Origin of the sequence: Streptomyces sp. NBC_00012, from assembly GCF_045040875.1 — a bacterium.
Lineage (GTDB): Bacteria > Actinomycetota > Actinomycetes > Streptomycetales > Streptomycetaceae > Streptomyces.
The window spans coordinates 6,133,848-6,155,995 of sequence record NZ_CP108309.1 but is presented as its reverse complement, the minus strand read 5'-3'; the positions used below and the strand labels follow the sequence as shown (position 1 = coordinate 6,155,995).

At 72.4% G+C, this 22,148-nt stretch carries 24 protein-coding genes; 12 read left to right on the top strand and 12 right to left on the bottom strand.

Going from position 1 to position 22,148, the window contains the following annotated elements; translation table 11 throughout:
- Positions 1 to 114 precede the first annotated feature (114 nt).
- From OHA19_RS28255 to OHA19_RS28240, 4 genes are all read right to left on the bottom strand, one after another.
- Positions 115 to 549 carry a VOC family protein gene (locus OHA19_RS28255; protein ID WP_405712184.1) on the bottom strand — a complete coding sequence of 145 codons (435 nt, stop codon included), beginning with the start codon at positions 547 to 549 and terminating at the stop codon, positions 115 to 117.
- Positions 550 to 630: 81 nt separating this feature from the next.
- Complete coding sequence (locus OHA19_RS28250; RefSeq protein ID WP_405752085.1) at positions 631 to 1,353, bottom strand: hypothetical protein; 723 nt, start codon at positions 1,351 to 1,353, stop codon at positions 631 to 633.
- Positions 1,354 to 1,418: 65 nt separating this feature from the next.
- Complete coding sequence (locus tag OHA19_RS28245) at positions 1,419 to 1,628, bottom strand: DUF397 domain-containing protein (protein ID WP_405712188.1); 210 nt, start codon at positions 1,626 to 1,628, stop codon at positions 1,419 to 1,421.
- A gap of 5 nt (positions 1,629 to 1,633) precedes the next feature.
- Positions 1,634 to 2,191 (bottom strand): DUF5753 domain-containing protein, encoded by a 558-nt coding sequence (locus tag OHA19_RS28240; RefSeq protein WP_405753320.1) that lies wholly within the window; start codon positions 2,189 to 2,191, stop codon positions 1,634 to 1,636.
- A gap of 260 nt (positions 2,192 to 2,451) precedes the next feature.
- Between OHA19_RS28240 and OHA19_RS28235 the strand changes: the two genes are divergently transcribed.
- From OHA19_RS28235 to OHA19_RS28220, 4 genes are all read left to right on the top strand, one after another.
- A complete protein-coding gene (locus tag OHA19_RS28235; RefSeq protein ID WP_405721412.1) occupies positions 2,452 to 3,045 on the top strand; it encodes a class I SAM-dependent methyltransferase in 594 nt (197 codons plus the stop codon).
- Between the two features lie 34 nt (positions 3,046 to 3,079).
- The gene (locus OHA19_RS28230) at positions 3,080 to 4,033 is read left to right on the top strand and encodes an N-acetylmuramoyl-L-alanine amidase (protein WP_405712190.1); all 954 of its coding nucleotides are present in this window, start codon (positions 3,080 to 3,082) and stop codon (positions 4,031 to 4,033) included.
- A gap of 191 nt (positions 4,034 to 4,224) precedes the next feature.
- On the top strand, positions 4,225 to 5,067 hold the full coding sequence (locus tag OHA19_RS28225) for a hypothetical protein (protein WP_405752082.1): 843 nt from the start codon (positions 4,225 to 4,227) through the stop codon (positions 5,065 to 5,067).
- 120 nt (positions 5,068 to 5,187) lie between these two features.
- Positions 5,188 to 6,195 (top strand): LLM class F420-dependent oxidoreductase, encoded by a 1,008-nt coding sequence (locus OHA19_RS28220; protein ID WP_405712194.1) that lies wholly within the window; start codon positions 5,188 to 5,190, stop codon positions 6,193 to 6,195.
- Between the two features lie 41 nt (positions 6,196 to 6,236).
- Here the strand turns inward: OHA19_RS28220 and OHA19_RS28215 are convergent, their stop codons facing one another.
- The 7 genes from OHA19_RS28215 to OHA19_RS28185 all read right to left on the bottom strand — a co-directional run bounded on the left by OHA19_RS28215 (position 6,237) and on the right by OHA19_RS28185 (position 12,722).
- On the bottom strand, positions 6,237 to 6,806 hold the full coding sequence (locus tag OHA19_RS28215) for a VOC family protein (RefSeq protein ID WP_405712196.1): 570 nt from the start codon (positions 6,804 to 6,806) through the stop codon (positions 6,237 to 6,239).
- A gap of 4 nt (positions 6,807 to 6,810) precedes the next feature.
- Positions 6,811 to 7,887, bottom strand: a complete 1,077-nt coding sequence (locus OHA19_RS28210; protein WP_405752081.1) for a PHP domain-containing protein — start codon at positions 7,885 to 7,887, stop codon at positions 6,811 to 6,813.
- A gap of 92 nt (positions 7,888 to 7,979) precedes the next feature.
- A complete protein-coding gene (locus OHA19_RS28205; protein ID WP_405712200.1) occupies positions 7,980 to 8,756 on the bottom strand; it encodes a maleylpyruvate isomerase family mycothiol-dependent enzyme in 777 nt (258 codons plus the stop codon).
- A 40-nt stretch (positions 8,757 to 8,796) separates the two neighbouring features.
- Complete coding sequence (locus OHA19_RS28200; RefSeq protein WP_405721415.1) at positions 8,797 to 9,348, bottom strand: hypothetical protein; 552 nt, start codon at positions 9,346 to 9,348, stop codon at positions 8,797 to 8,799.
- Positions 9,349 to 9,502: 154 nt separating this feature from the next.
- On the bottom strand, positions 9,503 to 10,576 hold the full coding sequence (locus tag OHA19_RS28195; protein ID WP_405752078.1) for a prenyltransferase/squalene oxidase repeat-containing protein: 1,074 nt from the start codon (positions 10,574 to 10,576) through the stop codon (positions 9,503 to 9,505).
- Positions 10,573 to 11,340, bottom strand: a complete 768-nt coding sequence (locus OHA19_RS28190; RefSeq protein WP_405712203.1) for a class I SAM-dependent methyltransferase — start codon at positions 11,338 to 11,340, stop codon at positions 10,573 to 10,575. The genes OHA19_RS28195 and OHA19_RS28190 overlap by 4 nt, the downstream gene beginning before the upstream one ends.
- A 50-nt stretch (positions 11,341 to 11,390) precedes the next feature.
- Complete coding sequence (locus tag OHA19_RS28185; RefSeq protein WP_405712205.1) at positions 11,391 to 12,722, bottom strand: glycosyltransferase family 4 protein; 1,332 nt, start codon at positions 12,720 to 12,722, stop codon at positions 11,391 to 11,393.
- A gap of 230 nt (positions 12,723 to 12,952) precedes the next feature.
- Between OHA19_RS28185 and OHA19_RS28180 the strand changes: the two genes are divergently transcribed.
- The 8 genes from OHA19_RS28180 (at position 12,953) to OHA19_RS28145 (ending at position 19,969) form a co-directional block, all read left to right on the top strand.
- Positions 12,953 to 13,564 (top strand): TetR family transcriptional regulator, encoded by a 612-nt coding sequence (locus tag OHA19_RS28180; RefSeq protein ID WP_405712206.1) that lies wholly within the window; start codon positions 12,953 to 12,955, stop codon positions 13,562 to 13,564.
- A gap of 115 nt (positions 13,565 to 13,679) precedes the next feature.
- Positions 13,680 to 14,030, top strand: coding sequence for a DUF4190 domain-containing protein (locus OHA19_RS28175; protein ID WP_405712208.1), 351 nt, complete (start codon positions 13,680 to 13,682; stop codon positions 14,028 to 14,030).
- Positions 14,031 to 14,240: 210 nt separating this feature from the next.
- Positions 14,241 to 15,482 carry a substrate-binding domain-containing protein gene (locus OHA19_RS28170; protein WP_405752075.1) on the top strand — a complete coding sequence of 414 codons (1,242 nt, stop codon included), beginning with the start codon at positions 14,241 to 14,243 and terminating at the stop codon, positions 15,480 to 15,482.
- Positions 15,483 to 15,485: 3 nt separating this feature from the next.
- On the top strand, positions 15,486 to 16,277 hold the full coding sequence (locus OHA19_RS28165; RefSeq protein WP_405712213.1) for an ABC transporter ATP-binding protein: 792 nt from the start codon (positions 15,486 to 15,488) through the stop codon (positions 16,275 to 16,277).
- A gap of 23 nt (positions 16,278 to 16,300) precedes the next feature.
- Positions 16,301 to 17,047: an ABC transporter ATP-binding protein gene (locus OHA19_RS28160; RefSeq protein ID WP_405712215.1), complete on the top strand. Its 747-nt coding sequence runs from the start codon at positions 16,301 to 16,303 to the stop codon at positions 17,045 to 17,047.
- Positions 17,047 to 17,934: a branched-chain amino acid ABC transporter permease gene (locus tag OHA19_RS28155; RefSeq protein WP_072483430.1), complete on the top strand. Its 888-nt coding sequence runs from the start codon at positions 17,047 to 17,049 to the stop codon at positions 17,932 to 17,934. The genes OHA19_RS28160 and OHA19_RS28155 overlap by 1 nt, the downstream gene beginning before the upstream one ends.
- Positions 17,931 to 19,088 (top strand): branched-chain amino acid ABC transporter permease, encoded by a 1,158-nt coding sequence (locus OHA19_RS28150; RefSeq protein WP_405712217.1) that lies wholly within the window; start codon positions 17,931 to 17,933, stop codon positions 19,086 to 19,088. The genes OHA19_RS28155 and OHA19_RS28150 overlap by 4 nt, the downstream gene beginning before the upstream one ends.
- Positions 19,085 to 19,969: an alpha/beta hydrolase gene (locus tag OHA19_RS28145; RefSeq protein WP_405712219.1), complete on the top strand. Its 885-nt coding sequence runs from the start codon at positions 19,085 to 19,087 to the stop codon at positions 19,967 to 19,969. Before OHA19_RS28150 ends, OHA19_RS28145 begins: the two co-directional genes overlap by 4 nt.
- A gap of 97 nt (positions 19,970 to 20,066) precedes the next feature.
- Here OHA19_RS28145 and OHA19_RS28140 read toward each other — a convergent pair whose 3' ends face one another.
- Positions 20,067 to 22,052 carry a helix-turn-helix domain-containing protein gene (locus OHA19_RS28140; protein ID WP_405712221.1) on the bottom strand — a complete coding sequence of 662 codons (1,986 nt, stop codon included), beginning with the start codon at positions 22,050 to 22,052 and terminating at the stop codon, positions 20,067 to 20,069.
- Positions 22,053 to 22,148: the final 96 nt, after the last annotated feature.

The window sequence follows — 22,148 nt, the reverse complement described above, 5'->3', positions numbered from 1 at the left end:
CGGCCCCACCGACCAGCCCCGACCCGGGCTCACCCCTCGTACGCCCCCGCCGAGCACACACTGTGCCCGGCGGGGGCGTACGGCCTTGCGGCCGGGCCCGACGCCACCGACCTGTCACGCAGCAGCCGCACCGACGCAGAACTCGTTGCCCTCCGGGTCCGCCATCATCACGTGGTGCCCGTCGAACTTCTCCAGGACGGTCCCGCCGGCCCGCACCAGGCGTTCGGACTCCGCCTCGATCCGTGCCCATCGCTCGTCGGGACTGCCGTGCCCCGGCACCCGGACGTCGATGTGGAGCCGGTTCTTCGCCGTCTTGGGCTCGGGGACCTTGAGGATGCACAGGCGGGGGCCGACGCCGTCGGGATCGCAGAGCCACGCTCCGTCGTCCACGGAGTCGTCCTCCGGCAGGTCGAAGGACGCGAACCACTCCGCGCGTGTTCTGAAGGGAGCCGGCGGTGGCTCGTCGACATAGCCGAGGGCCGTCTTCCAGAAAACGGCGAGGAGTTGTGCGTCCGCACAGTCAAGCGTCAGGTCGATCACGGCTGCCATGGGGCGACCGTACTGCGCGCCTCTGACAGTCGGGCTCATGCCCGTGCTCATGGCCGTACGAAGAGACCTGAAGCCAGTGCATCAGTCGTCGAGCAGGTCACCGACCCGCTGCTCGTACTCCGTGAGCGCTTCGAGCACGCCCGGGACGTCGTGGAAGCCCGACCGGGCCGCGTCCAGGTACTCCCGCATCTCGGGACCGAAGTGCTGCCCGCCGATCTCGTCACTGTCGGGGATCGACCAGCCCAGTCCGCGGGAGTCGAGGAAGCCGTTCACCGCGGACAGCTCCTCGATGTGCCGGGCGAGCTCCCGAATCAGGTCGCGGTACATCTCCTTGGTCTCGGCGGATCCAGCGAAGATCTCCTCGTACCAGGTCTCGTACGTACCTCCGCCCGGAGCGAACGCGGACGCCAGGGCGGTCCACACGGGCCGCGCGACGAGCGTCGAGAAGACGCGCCGGCCGAACAGCGTCGCCGCCGGGTGCTCCTCGGACGAGTCGCTGACGTTCCGCTCGAAGTAGGCCAGCAGGTTCTCGATGTCCCGCGGCGGATTCCCGTAGTCGTCCGCGTACCCCGGGTCCATGACGAAGTCACCGGCCCGTGCGCGGCGGTGAAAGTATTCCGAGACCAGATCGGTGTGGGAGTCCTCCTCGATACCGTCGATCGAGCCGAGCCGGTTGTACTCTCCGACGATGCCGAGGGTGAGCGGCCGGTACCGGTCACCGACCGGCCGCAGCCCGACGAGTACCGCGTCGATCCCGCGCAGGCTGATCCCGGTGACGGCGCAACGAAAATCGTAGAAACCCATGCGGGCACCCTAATCAGCGGCGGAGGCCCCTGCCGCACGCGGCAAGGGCCTCCGTTCAAGAAACATCAGGCAACGGTGTCGCCGGACTTGACCTCATCGACGAACGCCGACCAGGCAACGGCAGGAAAGACACAAGCGCCCTGCCCCGGGTCCTTGGAGTCGCGAACGGCCATCCGGTGCCCGTCGAGCCGGGCGCCCTCGACGCATTGACCGCCCTGGTCGTTGCTGTAGCTGGACCTGAACCAGTGGGCACCGGCGAGCTCATGAGTGGTCATGTAAATCAATGCTTCTTGATTGCTTCTCTGATCATGCCGAGAGATTCCTCTGGCCCCACGGCAAGAATCTGGAGGTCGTTGAACGCCTCTTCGTACAGGCACACATCGGCGCGCCTCCGCGTGACCGAAGCCCCGCCGAGGTTCTCCAGGTAGACGATGGACTGCGCGTCGTCGAACCGAAGCAGTGTGAAGGCGCCGTTCATTCCAGGGTGTGCGCCCGCTTTGAAGGGGATGACCTGCACCCGCACCGAGGGCAGCTCGGCCACCTCCGCCAGATGCTCTATCTGCGCACGCATGACGGCCGGACCGCCGACCCGGCGGTGGAGAACCGCCTCATTGATGACCGCCGCGAACTTGAGCGGCGCCAGCTCGCGGCGGAGCGCCTCCTGCCGCGTCATCCGTACGTCGACGAGTCGGTCGATCTCGTCGGCGGAAAGTCTCTCGTGCGCGCGCCGGTGGATGGTGCGCACGTAGTCATCGGTCTGGAGGAGACCGGGGACGAACTCACCCCCCGCGTGCCTGAAACCGATCGAGGCCCTTGAGCGCTGTCGACGCGGTGAGATCGAGCTCGCGTCCGGAAGCCCGGTCACGTTCTACCGGCACGTCGACTGCGAGAACCCGCAGGGGCTCAGGAGGCGGCCCCGGCGATGACAACCCGGCCCCGGCCCCGCCGACACCACCGGCCGGGGCGTGCGGCACGATGGGGCGCCGTCGAAACACGTGCCCCGATCACCGTCCCCACCAGGAGGAACCCGTGCCCGCCGAGTCCGTCGTCGAGCCGTCGCCCGAGATTCTCGCCGCCTTCCAGGCCGCCAAGGGCTTCATGCCGGTGATCGAGGGACTCGCGCTGTACGCCGCCGCCACCGAGGCCGCCGCGTCGGGGCTGCCGATCCTGGAGGTCGGCACGTACTGCGGGCGCTCCACCATCCTGCTCGCCGACGTGGCGCGGGCGGCCGGTGTGACGGCGCTCACCGTCGACCACCACCGGGGCAGCGAGGAGCAGCAGCCGGGCTGGGAGTACCACGACCCGACCGTGGTGGACCCGGAGGTCGGGCGGATGGACACGCTGCCGACCTTCCGCAGGACCCTGCACGCGGCGGGCCTGGAGGACCACGTCGTGGCGCTGGTCGGGCGGTCCCCGCAGGTCGCGGCGGTCTGGGGCGGGAAGCTCGGGTTCGTCTTCATCGACGGCGGCCACACCGACGAGCACGCGAACGGCGACTACGAGGGCTGGGCGCCGCATGTCGCCGAGGGCGGGCTGCTGGTGATCCACGACGTGTTCCCGGACCCCGCGCACGGCGGCCAGGCGCCGTACCGCATCTATCTGCGAGCGCTGGCCTCCGGCGCGTTCACCGAGGTGTCCGTGACGGATTCGCTGCGGGTTCTGCGGCGGACGGGGGCGGGATCGGCGATCTGAGGCGGGCCGTCCGGGGCCCGGATAGCATCGCGTGGTGCCGTACGACGAGAGTGTTCCCCCCACCCGGCGCCGCCGGTCCCTGCTCGCCGCCACCGCGTTCGTCGCCGTGTGCCTGACCGCCGCGGGCTGCGGCGCGGGCGACGTCGGCGATGTGGGCGGCGGGGCGCAGGCCGAGCCCCGGCAGGGCGGCGGCGCTACCTCCGCCCCGCCGCCGTCGAAGAGCGCTCCGGCGCCGGAGAAGAAGACGTCCACCTCCCCCACCCCGTCCGCGAAGCCCTCGAAGCCGTCGAAGCCCACGGGCGGCGGGGCCACCGGGCCGCTGTCCGGGAAGACCGTCGTCATCGACCCCGGGCACAACCCGAACAACCATCTGCACACCCGCGAGATCAACCGCCAGGTGGACATCGGCACCACGCACAAGGAGTGCGACACCACCGGCACGTCCACCAACTCCGGTTACGCGGAGGCCCGGTTCACCCTCGATGTGTCGCACCGGCTGCGCACCCTCCTCCAGAAGCAGGGCGCGAAGGTCGTGCTGACCTACGACAACGACCGCGCGTACGGGCCGTGCGTCGACGAGCGGGCCCGGATCGGCAACGAGGCACGGGCCGATGCCGTGGTCTCGGTGCACGCGGACGGCTCCGCGGTCGGCAACCGCGGCTTCCATGTGATCCTTCCCGCACCGGTGCGGGGCGGGAAAGCCGACACCTCGAAGATCGTCGAGCCCTCGCGCGATCTCGGCACCAGGATCGCCGGCCTCTTCGTGCGCAATACCGGAAGCGCACCTTCCAATTACGTCGGCGGCAATAGCGGGTTGGACACCCGAAAGGATCTGGGCGGACTGAATTTGTCGACCGTGCCCAAAGTGTTCATCGAATGCGGCAATATGCGTGATCCGAAGGACGCCGCTCTGCTCACCAGCGCGGGCTGGCGCCAGAAGGCGGCCCAGGGCATTGCCGACGGCATCAGCAGCTACCTGGAGGGGTAGCAAGAGGTAGTTCTGAGGCGGAATTGGGGGGAAGTGCGTCCGAGGACCGGGCAGGGGCACAACCCGCCCGGGCAGACGATAGATTCATCCGTACGATGGGGGCCGCCCCCGAGCTTCGTGCCGTGCCCGCCGTACCCGTGCAGGCGGCAGCGACGACCGCCCCGACGAGACGACCGACTAAGGACCTTCACGTGAATATCCGCTCCCTCACTCGAGGCGACGGGGTGGTGATCGGAGCAGCGGTGGTGCTGTTCATCGCCTCTTTCCTCGACCTCTTCGGCTTCGACTGCCCCGCGGGCATCAACTGCTCCAACTACGACGCCCCGAACGCCTGGGACACGCTCGGTGTCCTGATGAGCATCTTCCTGGCCGGGATCATCGGTGCGGCACTGGTCGTTGTCGGCCGTTCCATGCCGGCCCGGAAGGTCGTCGGCCTCGACCTCGGCCAATTCGGCGCCGCCTTCTGTGTCTTCGCGCTCTGGGCCGGCTTCTGGACGACCATCGACGCCGATGACGCGGGCGCCGGAATGATCCTCGGCCTGCTGGCCACGATCGTGCTCGCGGGCGGCGCGGTCGCCACCCCGCTGGTCCCCGCGCTCAAGGCCCCGCTGGTGAGCGCCTCGGCCCCGAGCGGGGTGCAGGCCCCGTACGGCGGCCAGCCGCAGCCCGGCCAGGGATACGGCTACCCGGGCGCCCAGCAGCAGCCCTACGGCGGCCAGCCGGGTCAGCAGCAGCCCTACGGTGCGCAGCCGCAGCCCGGTCAGCCGCAGCCGCAGCCGCAGCCGCAGCCCCAGGGGAACGCCCAGCAGGCTCCCGCGGCGGGTGCGCCGACCGGCGACTTCACGCCGTTCTGGTTCGCGGTGCCGGTGGCCCGCCCACTGTACGGGGAGGACGGTTCGCCGTCGCCGATCGCCGAACTGGCGCCCGGCACCTGGTACCTCGCGGTGGAGCAGCGCGGTCCGGGCCTGATCGCCCAGACCCAGGACGGCCGTCGCGGTGTGCTCCAGGACACCACGGGCATCCAGCGCGGCTGAGCCCGCCACACGCGGTACGACAGCGGCCCTCCGCCCCTTCCGGGCGGGGGGCCGCTGTCGTACCCTCCGTCCGTACCTCATTTCCTGACGTAGCGTCAGAACTATTGGGAGGCGGCGGCCATGCGGCTCGGACTCGCGCTCGGATACTGGGGCCGCGGCCCGAACCCCGCCCATCTGGAGCTGGCCAGGGAGGCCGAGACGCTGGGGTACGCGTCGGTGTGGACGGCGGAGGCCTGGGGATCGGACGCGTTCACCCCACTGACCTGGATCGCCGCACACACCTCCCGCATCCGGCTGGGCACCGGCATCGCGCAGATGGCGGCGCGCACCCCGACCGCCACCGCCATGCACGCCCTCACCCTCGACCATCTCTCCGGCGGCCGGATGATGCTCGGCCTCGGGCTGTCCGGACCGCAGGTGGTGGAGGGCTGGTACGGGCGGCCGTTCCCGAAGAGCCCGCTGACCGCGACCCGGGAGTACGTCGACGTCATCCGCCAGGTCCTGCGCCGCGAGGCTCCCGTCGAGCTGGACGGCCGGTTCCACTCCCACCCGTACGACGGTCCGGACGCCACCGGTCTGGGCAAGCCGCTGAAGCCGATCACCCATCCGCTGCGGCCGGAGCTGCCCGTGCTGCTCGGGGCGGAGGGGCCGAGGAACATCGCGCAGACGACCCGGATCGCGGACGGCTGGCTGCCGCTGTACTGGTCTCCGATGCGCACCGACGTGTACGAGGCGTCGCTCACGGACCTGCCCGACGGATTCATGATCGCGCCGATGGCCCGCGCCCTGGTCTGTGACGACGTCGCCGAGGGGCTGCTGCCGGTGAAGGCGATGCTCGGCTTCTACATCGGGGGAATGGGCCACGCGGCCCGCAACTTCCACGCCGATCTGATGGCGCGGATGGGGTTCGAGGAGGAGGCGCGGCGGATCCAGCAGCTGTTCCTGGAGGGGCGCAAGCAGGAGGCGGTGCTGGCGGTGCCGGACGCCTTCGCCGATGAGGTCTCGCTCGTCGGACCGCGTCAACGGATCGCGGAGCGGCTGGAGTTGTGGCGCAAGGGGCCGGTCACCGATCTTCTGGTGACGGCGCCGGACCCGCACACCTTGCGGGTGCTCGCCGAGCTCAACTGAGGGCTGCCCCGTAATCCCTGGCGGGCGTGCGGCGGCAGCCCTCAGGGCCGGGCCGGGTCGGTCGGCCAGGTGCCGGTACCGCTCTGCGCGGGGCGGGCGCTCCGTCGTGCTGCGGTGCGCTCCCAGGGCTGGGGGTCGGGGTAGGTCAGGAGTTGCAGGGTGCTGCCCCACGGGGTACGCAGATACGCGAACCGGTTGTGCTCGCCCGCCTCGGGGCCCCGCAGCGGCTGCGGAGCGGCGAGCAGCGAGGCGCCCGCGGCCACGCAGTCCCGTACGGCCGCGTCCAGGTCGTCGGCGTACAGCGCCACGTGCTGCCAGCCGAAGTCGCAGGGCAGCACCGGGGGTTCGCGGCGGGGACCCTGGAACTCGAAGAGCTCGATGCCCGGACCGCCGCCGGGCAGGGCCAGCATCCTGATCGCCAGCTGCTGGGTGCCCGCCGGAACACCGAGCCGCCGCTCGACGTCCGGGCCACCGTTCGGTCCGTCCTGGCGGCGCAGGGTGTCGTAGAGCACCTCGGCGCCGAAGGCCCTCGCGAGGAAGAGGGTCGCGGTCTCCAGGTCGGGGACCGTGACCCCGATGTGGTCGATGCCTCGCACGCTTGTGGCCGTCATGGCTTCACCGCTCCTGTCCCGGGGCCGCACCGATGGCCCCGTCCGCCCCGGAGCGGGCCCGCTCCGGGATCGTGCCCGCGCGTGACCAGGCCAGGAGTTCATCGGCCGGCCAGGTGGTGACGACGCGTTCCGCCGGGACCAGGCACTCCTCGGCACGGGTGCAGCCGTGGATCTGCCAGTCCAGCTGTCCGGGCGCGTGGGCGTCGGTGTCGATGGCGAAGAGGGTGCCCGCCGCGACGGCGCGGCTCAGCAGCCGGCGGGGCGGGTCGAGCCGTTCCGGCCGGCTGTTGATCTCCACCGCGGTGCCCGCCTCCGCGCACGCGGCGAAGACCGCGTCCGCGTCGAACCGGGACTCCGCGCGCTTCCGGTCCGCGATCAGCCGCCCCGTGCAGTGCCCGAGGATGTTCGCCCGCGGATGACGGACGGCCGCGAGCAGGCGTCTGGTCATCGGGGCCGGGTCCATCCGCAGTTTGGAGTGCACGGAGACCACCACGACGTCCAGCTGTTCCAGCAGCTCGTCCTCCTGGTCGAGGGAACCGTCGGGGAGGATGTCGCACTCGATGCCGGTGAGCAGCCGGAACGGCGCCCACCACGCGTTGAGCTCGGAGACCTTCGCCAGCTGCCGGCGCAGCCGGTCCGGGGAGAGCCCGTTCGCCACGGTCAGCCGGGGCGAGTGGTCGGTGAGGGCCGCCCACTCGTGGCCCAGCTCCGCCGCGGTGCGGCCCATCTCCTCGATCGGGCTGCCGCCGTCCGACCAGTCGGAGTGCAGATGGCAGTCGCCGCGCTGGAGCGCGCGGAGCTCCTCGCCGCCCTCGGTGGGAGAGGCCGCGGCCTCCTCCTCCAGCTGTTCCAGATAGCCGGGCACGCCCCCGGCCACCGCCTCCCGGATCACCCGCGCCGTCTTCGGCCCGATGCCCTTGACCGACTCCAGCGAACCGGCCGCCGCACGCCGGCCCGCCTCGCCGTCCGCCATCGCGGCCACCGCGTCGGCGGCCGTACGGAACGCCCGCACACGGTAGGTGTCGGCCCTGCCGCGTTCCAGCAGGAAGGCGATCCGTTTCAGGGCGCGGGCTGGCTCCATCGGCACCTCCACGGGGCCGCCGGACACTGCGTGCTGTCCCTTCCAGCTTCGCTCAGCCCCGCCCGGCGCGCACAACGGCACCGGGTGACCGCTCAGCCGAACACGGCGCGCTCCAGCCAGAAGTCCAGCAGCTCCGCGTCACCGAGCACCTCGACCCGGTCGCTGTCCGCGGCCAGCCGCCGGTTGAAGACCAGCATGACGTCGGTGAGCGGGCCCCGCAGCGCGACGGTCGCCTTCTCGTGGGCGCGCCGCCAGGTGAAGCCGTCCTCGCCGAACTCGATCAGCCACTCGGCGTCCGGCGTGTCCGTGGCGTGCAGGTGGATGGAGCGCCCGGCCCCGGTCAGCGCGGCGGCCCGCTTGTCGCCCGCGGCCCGTACGAAGGTGACGATCTCCAGCCACTCCTCGATCGTGTCGGCGGCGAACTCCGGCGCCACCTCGTAGCCGGTCCCCGCGGTGAGTGCCGCGTCGGCGTGGTGGACGATCGTCTCGTGCGCCATCCGGCGCGCCCAGAAGCCGGTGCTCCCCTCCCAGCCCCAGGACCACACCTTCTGTTCCGGGCCCGCGGCCCGCAGCATCTCCACGGTGCCGGCCGTGCCGTCCGCCAGCCAGGCGTCGAGCGCGGCGGGGTCGTCGCTCCCGGGGGCGGAGTCCGGTACCTGCTCCGACGGGACCACCTCGGTGGCCCGGGTACGTACGATCTCACCGGCCCAGCGATGGGCCCGGCCGACGTGGAGGGCGAGCTCGCGCAGGGTCCAGTCGGGACAGGTCGGCACGGTGGCGCCGAGGTCCGCGCCACGAAGGGTGGCCCTCAACGCGTCGGTGCGGGCGATGATCTCGTCGCAGTAGCGGTCGTACGTCAGTCGGCTCATGCCACGCACCCTAGTTCGATCACGGGCCGAACCCCACCGATTACCCGCCGAGTTGGGAGGCGCTGGGCACCTTGTCCTTCACCTCGGCGCCCGCGCTGCTGCCGGCCGACTTGATGCCGTTGATCACGCTCTCGAAGGCGCCGATGTCGCCCGCGCCCGCCTCGCCCTTGCGGAGCTTGTCGCCGAGCGCCTTGAGCGATTCGATGCCCGCCGTCAGCGGTGCGACCGCCTTGGACAGCAGCGGGTCGCCCTTGGCGTTGACCACCGCCGCCTTCAGCCGGTTGTAGGTGAAGCCGCCCGCGAGCCCGGCCTTGACCAGGGCGAACGTCCGCCCGTCCGCGCCCTTCTTGAACTTGCCCGCCTTGTACGGCTTCACGATCCACTGGTACGTCGCACCGGCCGCGAGCCCCGCGTTGGCGACGAACCGCGTCTTGGCGAACTTCTGCGCCCCGGCCGAAGACGTGCCGCTCGGGGACGCCGAGCTGCTCGCACCGCTCTTGTCACCCCCGCCGCACCCGGTGGCACCCACGACCAGGGCGCAGCACAGCAGCAGCGGGACGACGGAACGGCGGAGCGGTACGGAGCCGGTCACGGCGGAACTGGGCACAGCGGGCCTCCCTGGCCGGGCACATCAGGGCGATCTCTACGCAGAGTGACGATCCCGCCACTCTTGGTAAGGTTCGCCCGGCCCGGGACGGCGTGCCACTCGGGAAACGCCGTCCGGGTCCACCTCCGCCGCACAGGACCTAACCGCAGCAGTCCGGCTCCAGCCCGCGCGGCAGGTGTTCGCCGCCGAAGACCTCCGCAGTCGCTTCGTCGCCGCCGAGCGCGGCCACGGCGAGCAGCAGCGATCCGGCCGTCCAGGTGGTGAGCTCCTGGGGCCAGAAGGCCCGGTCGCCCTCGAAGACGTACCCGGTCCAGTACATGCCGCCCTCGGCGCGCAGATGCTGGATGGACTGGAGGATCTCCAGCGCCCGGTCGGACTCGCCCATCACCCAGAGCGCCAGGGCGAGTTCGCAGCTCTCGCCGCCGGTCACCCAGGGGTTGGGCAGCACACAGCGCACCCCGAGGCCGGGGACGACGAAGCGGTCCCAGCCCTCCTCGATGCGCTCCTTGGCGGCCGCCGCGGTGAGCGCGCCGCCGAGGACCGGGTAGTACCAGTCCATCGAGTAGCGGCTCTTGTCCAGGAAGCGTTCCGGGTGGCTGCGGATCGCATGGCTCAGCGCGCCCGTCGCCAACTCCCAGTCGGGCTGCGGCTCCTCGCGCCGCTCGGCGATGGCGAGCGCGCAGCGCAGCGCCTGGTGGATGGAGGAGCACCCGGTCAGCAGCGCGTCGTCGACGGGGGTCCCGTCGGCCTCGCGCTTCCAGCCGATCTGGCCGCCGGGCTGCTGGAGCCGCAGGACGAACTCGACGGCGGCGTAGACGGTCGGCCACATCCGGTCGACGAACGCGTCGTCACCGGTGGCGAGGTAGTGGTGCCAGACGCCGACGGCCACGTACGCGCAGAAGTTGGTCTCCAGCGAGCGGTCGGTCGGCCGGTCCGGGTCCCCGTCGTGGTACGCGGCGTACCAGGAGCCGTCCTCGTTCTGGTGCCGGGCCAGCCAGTCGTACGCGCGCTCCGCGGCGGCGTGTTCGCCCGCCGCGTCGAGGGCCATGGCGGCCTCGGTGTGGTCCCACGGGTCGAGGTGGTGGCCGCGGAACCAGGGCAGTGCGCCGTCCTCGCGCTGCACGGCGAGGAGCGCGGCGACGGTCTCGGCGGCCTGCTCGGCGGTGAGGACCCCGGGCAGTACGAGGTGCTCGGTCTGCTCGGGAACGGTCACGCCTCGGCCTTGGTGAGGTCCTCGGACGCGGCGGCCACGGGCAGGTGCGGCTTGGTCGCGTACGCCACGAAGCTCTTGCCGACGACCGGGTTGAGCAGCTGCTCGGCGACCCGGGTGGCCATCGGCTTCTTCATGATGTCCCAGACCAGCAGCTTGTGGTACGCGCGAACCGGCAGGGCTGCGTCCTTGCCGTCGCGGCCCACCCCGAATGCGCACTTGAGCCACCAGTACGGCGAGTGCAGGGCGTGGGCGTGGTGGGTGCCGTACGGCTTGAGGCCGGCGCCGCGTATCTTGCCGAGGAGTTCGTCGGCCTTGTAGATCCGGATGTGGCCGCCCTCGACCTCGTGGTAGGCGTCGGAGAGCGTCCAGCAGACCTTCTCGGGGCCGTACCGGGGCACGGTGATCGCGATCCGGCCGCCGGGCCTGAGGACCCGGACCATCTCGGCGAGCACGCCCTTGTCGTCGGGGATGTGCTCCATGACCTCGGAGATGATCACGACGTCGAAGGACTCGTCGGGGAACGGCAGGTTGAGCGCGTCGCCCTCCATCGCGGTGGCGGTGGCGCCCTCGGGGGCCTCGCCGGCCTCCTTCATCGCGGCGAACCACTTCGCGACCTCGCGGATCTCCTCGCCGTTCTGGTCGAGGGCCACGACCTGGGCGCCGCGCCGGTAGCACTCGAAGGCGTGGCGTCCGGCGCCGCAGCCCAGGTCGAGCACTCGGTCACCTGCGGCGAGCGGGAAGCGGGTGAAGTCCACGGTCAGCACGAATGCCTGCTTTCGCGGTCGGGGGGCGGGGGCGGGAACGGTCGGCGGTGTCAACGACGGTGGCCGGGGCGCGCGGCACCGGACCGGGCGGCGATCGCCTCGCGGTAGAGGGCGGCGGTTCCGATGGCGGCCTGCTTCCAGGTGAAGCGGGAGAGCACCCGCTCGCGGCCCGCTCCACCGAGCCGGGCGCGCAGCTCCGGGTCGCCGAGCAGCCGAGCGAGCGCGTCGGCCAGCGCGCCGGCGTCGGCGGGCGGAACGGCCAGGCAGGTCTCGCCGTCCGGGCCCGCGACCTCGGGGATCGCGCCGCCGGTGGTGGCGACGAGCGGGGTGCCGGTGGCCATGGCCTCGGCGGCGGGCAGCGAGAACCCTTCGTACAGCGAGGGGACGCAGGCGATCTGGGCGCCGCGCACCAGGTCGACGAGCTCGGCGTCGCTGATGCCCTTGACGAACTCGACGGCGCCCTGGAGTCCGTGCCGCTCGATGGCCTGCGCGACCGGTCCGTCCTCGGCCCGCTTGCCGACGACCACCAGGTGCGCGTCCGGGTTGCCGGCGCGGAGCTTGGCGAGTGCGTCGACGAGGTGGACGAGGCCCTTCAGCGGTACGTCGGCGCTGGAGGTGGTGACGATCCGGCCGGGTACCTCGGCGACCGACGGGTCCGGCGACCAGAGGTCGGTGTCGGCGCCGATGTGCACGACGTGGATGCGGTCTTGGCGCACCCCGAGGTGGTCGACGATCTCCTGCTGGGAGGAGCCGGAGACGGTGAGCACCGAGGGCAGCCGGCGGGCGACCCGCTTCTGCATGCGGGTGAAGCCGTACCAGCGGCGTACGGAGGCGCGTCGGCGGCGGGTGCCGGCGGCGTCCAGGTCCAGCTGCCGGTCGACGGTGATGGGGTGGTGGATCGTGGTGACGAGCGGGGCGCCGAGGTCCGCCAACAGCCCGTAGCCGAGCGTCTGGTTGTCGTGGATGACGTCGAACTCGCCGCGGCGGGCGGCGAGATGGCGCCGCGCGCGCAGGCTGAAGGTCAGCGGTTCCGGGAAGCCGCCGGTCCACATGGTGGCGACCTCGGCGGCGTCGATCCAGTCGCGGTACTCGCCGCGCTTCGGGGTGCGGAACGGGTCGGGCTGGCGGTAGAGGTCCAGGCTCGGCAGCTCGGTGAGCGGGACGCCCTCGTCGAGCACCGGATAGGGCTGGGCGCCTATCACCTCGACGCTGTGGCCCAGGCGGGCGAGTTCGCGGGCGAGGTGGCGCACGTAGACGCCCTGGCCGCCGCAGAAGGGGTTGCCCTTGTAGGTGAGGAGTGCGATGCGCAACGGACGGTCGTCGGCGGTGCCGGACGTGTCGCTGCCCGTGCGGGGGCCCGACTCTATGGCCTCAGCGGTCACACTCGGCCCCCTTCTCCCTGCGTGTTCGCCGGAGCGTAACCGCTCACGCTAATCTAGAACAAGTTTCAGACTGGATCGTTCAATGAGCTACGAATCTACCGGCAGGTAGCGTCGGTGCAACGGCCGGATCAGGTGATTCGCGCCACCACCCGGCACGCTGGCATGCTGTGCGCCCCCGGGAGACCGAGCGCCTCCCTCCGGTCGCGGACAGAAGCCATGGATGGGGACACATGACAGCTGAGGCCAAGCCGGCATCGCCGCCCCTGACCGAACGGCAGGAGGCCCGCCGCCGCCGCATCCTGCACGCCAGCGCCCAGCTCGCCGGCCGGGGCGGCTTCGAGGCGGTGCAGATGCGCGAGGTCGCGGAGGAGGCCGGGGTCGCCCTGGGCACGCTGTACCGCTACTTCCCGTCCAAGATCCATCTGCTGGTCGCCACCATGCAGGACCAGCTCCAGCACATGCACACGACGCTGCACAAACGCCCCCCGGCCGGAGACGACCCGGCGCAGCGGGTCGCCGACACCCTGATGCGGGCCTTCCGCGCGCTCCAGCGCGAGCCGCATCTGGCGGACGCGATGGTGCGGGCGCTGACCTTCGCGGACCGCAGCGTCAGCCCGGAGGTGGACACCGTCTCGCGGATCACCACGGCGATCATCCTGGACGCGATGGGCCTGGAGCATCCGACACCGGAGCAGCTGTCCGCGGTCCGCGTCATCGAACACACCTGGCACTCGGCGCTGATCACCTGGCTGTCGGGGCGGGCGTCGATCGCCCAGGTGAAGATCGACATCGATACCGTGTGCCGGCTGATCGACGTGACGAAGCCCACGGAAGCCCCCTAGCACACACGGGCCCCGTTTCGTGGCGTTTCCAACACACTCCTCTCACCGTTCTGACCGAAAGGGCCACAAGCGGCTCTTTAACATGGTCATGACCAGCACCGATGGAGAGGACGTCATGACTGACCAGGCAGGCATTGCAGGCGACGCGACGGGGACGCAGGCCCCCGGCGGACCGGGATACGGCGCTCAGCCCCCGGCCGGCTACGGGTACCCGGGCGGTGCCCCGCTGCCCAGCGGCAAGGCGACCGCCTCGATGGTGCTCGGCATCCTCGGCCTCGTGCTCATCCCGATCATCCTGCCGATCGTCGCGCTGTGCCTCGGTATATCGGCCAGGCGAATGGCCGACCGCGGCGAGGGCGGCGGCCGCGGCCAGGCGGTCGCGGGCATCGTGATGGGCTGGGTCGGCATCGCGTTCGCCGTGCTCGGCATCACCGTTGCCACGATCCAGGGCATCAGCGCGATGTGACGGGCCACCGCCCGAGACCCGCGCTCCGCGTACCGGCCGCGCCGGGGAACCGTACGATCCGGTTCCCCGGCGCGGCTTTCGCGTTCCGGCCCCATGTGCGGCGCCCACATGCGCATCGCGCCAGGTGGGGCGCCCGGCACCATGTCGACAGCGGCACGGTGTTCATACGGTTCGGCGACATCACATGAACACGCCGAGGAGCCGGTCACCATGCGTCGCAGAGCCACAGGCACCGTCCGACACCGCAGATCCCTCTACGCCGCCGTCGCGCTGACCTCCGCCGGTCTCGTGCTCGCCGGGTGCACCGCCGCCGGGAAGGCCGGCGAGAGCGACTCCGGCGGGGGCGCGAAGGACGGGACCGTCAAGGTGGGGCTGGTGTACTCCCGGACCGGACTCCTCGCGGACTACGGGAAGCAGTACCGCGACGGGTTCATGGCGGGTCTGGACCACGCCACGAAGGGCACCGGCAAGGTGGCCGGGCACCGTATCGAGGTCACCGAGCAGGACGACGCGGGCGATCCGGGCAAGGCGGTCTCCGCGGCCAAGAACCTGATCGGCAAGGGCTACAAGGTGCTGGCCGGCACCACCGATTCCGGCGTGGCCCTCCAGATGGCGCCGCTCGCCGCCCAGAACAAGGTGCTGTACATCAGCGGCCCGGCCGCCACCGACGCCGTGACCGGCATCAACGACTACACCTTCCGCTCGGGCCGGCAGTCCTACCAGGACATCCTCACCGCCGGGACGATGCTCGGCGAGGCCAAGGGCAAGAAGGTCACGGTGCTGGCCCAGGACTCCACGTTCGGCCAGGCCAATGTCGCCGCGGTGAAGGCCGTCCTCGGCGCCAGGGGCGCGAAGGTCGGCTCCGTAATGGCTCCGCCCAGCGCCACCGACCTGACCCCGTTCGCCCGGCAGGTCAAGGCGGGCGGGCCCGATCTGGTCTTCGTCGCCTGGGCCGGCTCGACCGCGCCGGCGCTGTGGACCGCGCTGGACCAGCAGGGCGTGCTGGAGGCGGGCAAGGTCGTCACGGGCCTCGCCGGAGCGGCCTCTTACCCGGTCTTCGGCGACGCCGGTTCCAAGGTGTCGTTCCTGGCGCACTACTTCCCCGGCGCGGGCGGCGGCAACGCCGTGGAGAAGTCCATGCTCGACTCGGTCACCAAGGCCGGTGGCACCCCTGACCTGTTCACCCCCGACGGCTTCACCGCCGCGCAGATGGTGGTGCGCGCGGTGGAGGAGGGCGGCGCCACCGACACCGCCGCCATGGTGAAGGCCCTGGAGGGCTGGAGCTTCGACGGGGTGAAGGGCAAGGAGCAGGTCCGGGCAGAGGACCACGCCCTGGTGCAGCCGATGTTCGTCGCGAAGCTCAAGGGGAAGGGCGCCGGCGCCCGGCCGGAGCTGGTGAGCACCGCGCCGATGGACGAGGTGGCGCCGCCCGCGAAGCCCTCGGCGGGCTGACCGATGGCCGTACCGGACACCACCGCCGAGCACCCGGGCGGGGCGCGGACCGCCGCCCCGGTGCTCCGACTGGCCGGGCTCGGCTGGGGCGTCGGCGGGGCGACGATCGTCGAGGACGTCACACTCAGCGTCCACGAGGGCGAGTTCCTGGCCTTCATCGGCCCCAACGGGGCGGGCAAGACCTCCCTGTTCAACCTGATCAGCGGGCTGACCACGGCCACCTCCGGCACCATCGCGCTGGACGGCACGGACATGACGGCCGACCCCGCGCACGCACGGGCGCGGCGCGGCATCGGCCGCACGTTCCAGACGTCCAGCCTCTGGCCGGCGATGAGCGTGGCCGACCATGTCCGGCTGGCCGCCCAGGCGGCCCGGGGCGGCTCCTACCGGCTGTGGCGGCGGGCGCCCCGGTACACCGCCGAGGTGGACGGCGTACTGGAGCGCACCGGTCTGGGCCACCGGGCACGGGCGACGGCGGCCGAGCTGTCGCACGGCGAGAAGCGGAAGCTGGAGCTCGCGGTGCTGCTGGTGGGCGAGCCGCGCCTCATGCTGCTCGACGAGCCGATGGCCGGGGTCAGCGCGGAGGAGGTCCCCGCGCTGACCGAACTCATCCGCACCCTGCACCGGGACGAGGGCCGCACCGTGCTGATGGTCGAGCACCACATGGACGTCCTGCTGGGGCTGGCCGACCGGCTCGCCGTGATGCATCACGGGAGGCTGCTGGCGCTGGACACCCCCGAGGCAGTGACCGCCGACCCGACCGTCCAGCAGGCCTATCTCGGGGAGGGGCTGTGACGACCGGATCCCGGGGAGGGGCTGTGACGACCGCGACCCTGCTCGCCGTACGGGACCTGCGGGTCCTGATCGGCGGCCGGCACATCCTGCACGGCGTCGACCTGGACGTGGCCCGGCACGGCGTGACCGCGCTGCTCGGCCGCAACGGCGCCGGGAAGACCACGACCGTACGCGGCGTACTCGGCCTCGTCCCGCGCAGCGGCAGCATACGGCTGGACGGCGAGGAGACCGTGGCGATGCCCACCCACACCGTGGTGCGCCTCGGCATCGGTTACGCCCCCGAGGACCGGGGCGTCTTCGCCGGGCTGACCGTGGCGGAGAACCTGCGCCTGGCCGAGCGGCGTGGCGCCGGCGAACCCGCCTACCCGCTCGTCCATGAGCTGTTCCCCGAACTGAAGCGCCGGGAGCGGCAGTTGGCGGGGACACTGTCCGGCGGACAGCAGCAGATGGTGGCGATCGGCCGCACCCTGCTCAACGGCAACCGGCTGATCATCGCCGACGAACCCACCAAGGGCCTGGCGCCCAAGGTGGTCACCGAGGTCGCCCAGGTGCTGGAGCGGGCCGCCGAGGCGGTGCCGGTGCTGCTCGTGGAGCAGAACCTCGCCGTCGTACGGCGCCTGGCCCGGCACTGCGCGGTGCTCGCCGACGGCCGGACGGCCCACCAGGGACCGGCCGCCGAACTGCTGGGCGACGCGGAGACGGCACGGCGGCTGCTGGGTGTCGGACACGGCCCGGCCACCGAAGCACCTTCCGTGGAGGCGGATTCCTGATGTCCACCGTCGTACTGCTCACCATGACCGGACTCGGTCTGGGAGCCCTCTACTTCCTGATCGCGTCGGGACTCTCGCTGATCTTCGGCCTGATGGACGTGCTCAACTTCGCGCACGGGGCGCTGCTCTCCATCGGCGCGTACGGCACCTGGTGGGCGGCGTCCGGCCATCTGCCCGGCGCCGGTCCTGGCGGGGCGGGCTTCGTGCTCGCGGTCCTGTTCGGTACGGCGGTGGGCACCGCGGCCGCCGTACTGCTGGAACTCGCCGTCGTCCGCCCGCTCTACACCCGGCCGCGCGAGCAGGTGCTCGCCACGGTCGGGGTGGGGCTCGCCGTCCCGGCCCTGCTGTCGGGCATCTGGGGTTCGGACGCCCGTACCTTCCCGGGTCCGAAGGCGCTCTCCGGCACCTTCGGCCTGTTCGGCGCCCAGGTGCCGGTCAACCGGCTGGTCCTGGTCGCGGCGGCCCTCGTCGTGCTGGTGGCGCTGCGGCTCTTCCTCGGCCGCACCCGGCACGGTCTGGTCGTACGGGCCGGGGTCGAGGACCGGGCGATGGTCACCGCGCTCGGCATCGACGTACGGAAGGCCTTCACGCTCGTCTTCGCGATCGGCGGCTGCGTGGCCGCGCTCGGCGGGGCGCTCGGCGGCCTGTACTTCGGCTCGGTCGACCCGCGCCAGGGCACCTCGCTGCTGATCTTCGCGTTCGTCGTGGTGGTCACCGGGGGCATGGGTTCGGTGAGCGGCGCCGCCGTGGCGTCCGTCGTCATCGGCCTGGTCCAGCAGTTCGCCAACTACTACACCGCAGCGGGCCTCGGCGACCTGGCCGTCGTCGTCCTGCTCGCCGCGCTGCTGCTCGTACGGCCGCGCGGACTGACCGGGAGGCTCGCGTGAGCACCGCCACCGAGACACACCGCCGCACCGGCGAGGAACACCCGGCCGCGCAGGCCCCGACGGGGAGCACCGCCCGGCTGCTGCGCCGCTGGTGGCCCGCCGCCGCTCTGCTGGTCCTGGCACTCGCCCCCTTCAGCGCGCTGCCGGTGCCGGGGCTCCTGGACGGCCCGCTGGGCAGCCCGGGGAGCCTGCAACTCCTCGCCACCTGCCTGCTGTTCGGCGCACTGGCGACCGGTTACGACCTGCTGCTGGGCCGCACCGGGCTGCTCTCCTTCGGGCACGCGCTCTACTTCGCGGCGGGCAGCTACGCCACGAACACCTTCCTGCTGGAGGCGGGGCTGCCGTTCGCCGTGTCCGCGCTGCTCGGCGTCTGCTCCGGGATCGTGCTCGCGCTGGTCCTGGGATCGGTGAGCCTGCGGGTCACCGGCATCGGCTTCTCCATGGTGACGCTGGCGTTCGCCCAGGCCGGGTCGATCCTGGTCTCCCGCAACCCCGGCGGCCTGACCGGCGGCGAGGAGGGGCGGGCCGCCCCCGCCGATCTGCTGCCGTCCGGGCTGGTCGGCATCGAGAACACCGCCAACCTCTACTGGCTGGCCCTCGCCTATCTGGTCCTCACCCTCGCCGTCGTCCACCGGGCGGTCAACTCCCCCACCGGGCGCGTCTGGGAGGGCATCAAGGAGAACGAACGCCGAGTGGAGGTGCTGGGGCTGAAGCCGTACGGGTTCAAGCTCACCGCCTTCGTCCTGGCGGGCGCGCTGGCCGCGCTCGGCGGGCTGGTGCACCTGCTGCTCACCGGCGGCTCGACCCCGCAGACCACCACCTCCGACTTCACCCTGTCGCTGCTGGTGATGGTGGTGCTGGGCGGGTCCGGCACCCGGTGGGGGCCGATGGCCGGCGGCATCCTCTACACCTGGGCCGATCACCGGCTCGGTGATCTGGCCGGATCGGGCGCGGTCGCCGAGCTGCCCGCGGTGCTGCGGGTGCCGCTCTCCCAGCCGCTGTTCCTGCTCGGTGTGCTGTTCGTGGCCGTGGTACACCTGCTGCCCGGCGGCCTGGCCCGGCTGCCGTCCCGGCTGCGCGCGGCCCGCCGCGCGCCCGCCGGCACCGAAACGTCCACGGACAGCAAGTCCCGGAAGGAGAACGGACGCCCGTGATCGCTCACGAAGAGGTACGAGTCCCCGTGGCCGGGGGTGAGTTGGCGGTGCTGAGGTGGCCGGCCCGGGAACCCGGCGCCCCGGTCGTCGTCGCCCTGCACGGCATCACCGCCAACGCGCTGTCCTGGGGTCCGGTGGCGCGGCAGCTGGACGGCCGCGTCACCCTGGTCGCGCCGGATCTGCGCGGCCGGGCCGGGAGTTCGGCGCTGCCCGGCCCGTACGGGATCGCCGCGCACGCCGACGACGCGGCCGCCGTGGCCTCGGCGCTGGGCACCGGCCGGGTGGTGCTGGCGGGCCATTCGATGGGCGCGTTCGTGGCGGCGCTGGCCGCCGTACGGCACCCCGAGCGGTTCGGGCCGCTGCTGCTGGTCGACGGCGGCATCGGCTTCCCCGCTCCCACCCACCTCTCGCCGGACGAGCTGATGACCGCCGTGATCGGCCCGGCGATGGACCGGCTGTCGATGACCTTCACCGACCGGGCCGCGTACCGCTCGTTCTGGCAGGCTCACCCGGCGTTCGCGGAAGCCTGGTCGGACGAGGTGGACGCGTACATCCAGCGCGATCTGGCCGGGGACGAACCCGCCATGCACTCCACCTGCCGGATCGAGGCGGTGCGCACCGACGGCATCAACCTCTTCGACGAGGAGGTGCTGACGGCGGTACGGAAGCTGCCCGTCCCGGCGACGCTGCTGTGGGCGCAGCGCGGGCTGATGGACGAGGAGCAGGGGCTGTACGACGAGGCCCGGCTGGCGGCGGCGGACCTCGGGGGCACCCGGGTGACGCCGGTGGCGGTCCGGGACGTCAACCACTACACGGTGCTGACGGGGGACACGGGCGGCAAGGAGATCGCGCGCCGGCTGGTGGAACTGTCCGGCGGCTGAGGACGGCGGGGCGGCGGGACGGCCGGGCGGCGGGACGGCCGGGCAGCCGGACGGCCGGGCAGCCGGACGGCCGGGCAGCCGGACGTCGGGACACCCCCTACCGGTCCCGGCCGCCCGCCAGCAGGTGCAGCCGAAGCGCCAGTTGCAGCTCCAGGGCGCGCCCCGGCTCGTTCCAGTCGCGTCCCAGCAGCACCTGCACCCGGTCCAGCCGCTGCACCACCGTGTTGACGTGCACGTGGAGTTCGTCCTTGGCGCGGACGAGGCTGCCCCCGGAGCCGAAGTAGGCACTGAGGGTGCGCACCAGGTGGGTGCCGCGCTGCGCGTCGTACTCCAGCAGCGGGCCGAGCGTCGCCGAGACAAAGCCGTCGACGTCCTGCGCGTTGCCCAGGACCACGCCCAGGAAGCCGAGTTCCTCGACGCAGGCCCCTTCGCCCGTGCGCCCGAGGACCCGCATCGCGCGCAGGCAGCGGGCGGCCTCCCCGTACGCGGCGGCCAGTTCCCGGGCGCCGCGCGCCGGGCCGGTGGCGGCGACGGTGACGGTGGTCTGGGCGAGCCGGCCGAGCTGGGCCGCCGCCGCGCGGGCCGCGGCGCCCGCGGCCGGCCCGGGGTCCCCGGCCTCCACCAGCAGCACCACAGCCCCGGCGTGTTCCGCGCTCACCCCATGGATGCCCCCGCCGAACAGATAGCGCATCGCGGCGGGGGCCAGCCGCTCCCGGGCCCCGCCCTCGGCCACCAGCAGCAGATGCGGACGGTCCAGGTCGATGCCCAGGCGCCGGCCGCGTTCGGTGAGTCCGGCCGGGTCGCGGTCCACGTCGGTCAGGAGGTCGGAGATCAGCTCGCCGCGGATCCGGTTCTCGGTCTCGGCGACGGTGCGCCGCAGCAGCAGGAGAAGTCCGGTGACCACCGAGGCCCGCTCGAACAGCCGCCGGTCGGAGTCGTCGAGCTGCCCGCGCCGGTGCAGGACAAGACCGGCAAGGAGTTCCCGCCCGGCGAGGACCGCGCAGATCCACCGGCCGTCGCGGTGCACGGCGCGGGCGCCGGTACGGGACTCCTCGGCGGTCTCGGCCAGCCATCCGGCGTCCATGCCGTCCGCCGCGAAGTCCGCTCCGTCGGGCCGGACGGCCGCCAGGGGCCGCCCGCCGGGGTCGTGGATGGTCAGCGGGGAGTCCAGCAGCCCCGCGACCGCCGCCGCGACATCCTTGACGTCCCGGCCGCGCAGCACCAGGTCGGTCAGCCGGTCGTGGGACTCCTCGGCCCGCCGCATGGCCGCCGAGTGCGCCCGTACCGCCGCGTTGGCCTCGGCCAGCTCGGCGTTGGCGCCCGCCAGTTCGTCCAGCGCCGAACGGGTGTCGGCGAGCGCGCGGGCGGTGTCGATGGCGATCGCGGCATGGGCGGCGAGCGAGCAGAGCAGGGCGACCTCGTCGGGGCTGAAGACGCGGGGCGCCCGGTCGGCGGCGAAGAGGACGCCAATGACCTTTCCGGTCCCGCCGCGGCTGGAGCCGAGGAGCAGCGGCACGCCCAGGATGGCGACGAGCCCCTCGTCCAGCACCCCGGCGTTGATGTTGCGGGTGTGGTGGAAGCGGTCGTCGGTGCGGTAGTCGGGGGTCGCGTACGGTCGTGCGGTCTGCGCCACCAGGCCGCCAAGACCGTGGCCGAGCTCCAGCCGCAGCCGCTGGAAGACCACCGACACCGATCCGTCGGTGACCCGCATGTAGGTGTCCCCCGCTTCCTCGTCGGGGAGGGTGAGGTAGGCGGTGTCCGTGCCGAGCAGCATCCTGGCCCGGCGGACGATCGCCTTCAGCACGTCGTCGAGGTCGCGGGAGGCGGCCAGGTCGCCCGCGGTGTCGAAGAGCGCGGTCAGCTGGAGCTCGCGACGGCGGTGCTGGCGCAGGGCGCCCCTGATCCGCAGGGCGGTGGCGGTGGCCCGTTCCACCTCCGCCAGGTCGCCGGCGGGCACCCCGGCGGCCCGCGCCCGCGAGGAGACGGCGCCCAGCAGCTCGGCGGGGGCGTCGTCGGCCAGCAGGTCGAGCAGGCGTCGCAGATGGGGCGCGGCGGAGGTGGCGGAGGTGGACGGTTCAGACATGGGCGGCCGGGATTCGTAGGGGGGCGGGGATTCGTAGAAGGTGGGTGATTCGTAGGGGCGGGTGGTCAGTCGGCGGTCCGGCCGCCGTTCTGGGAG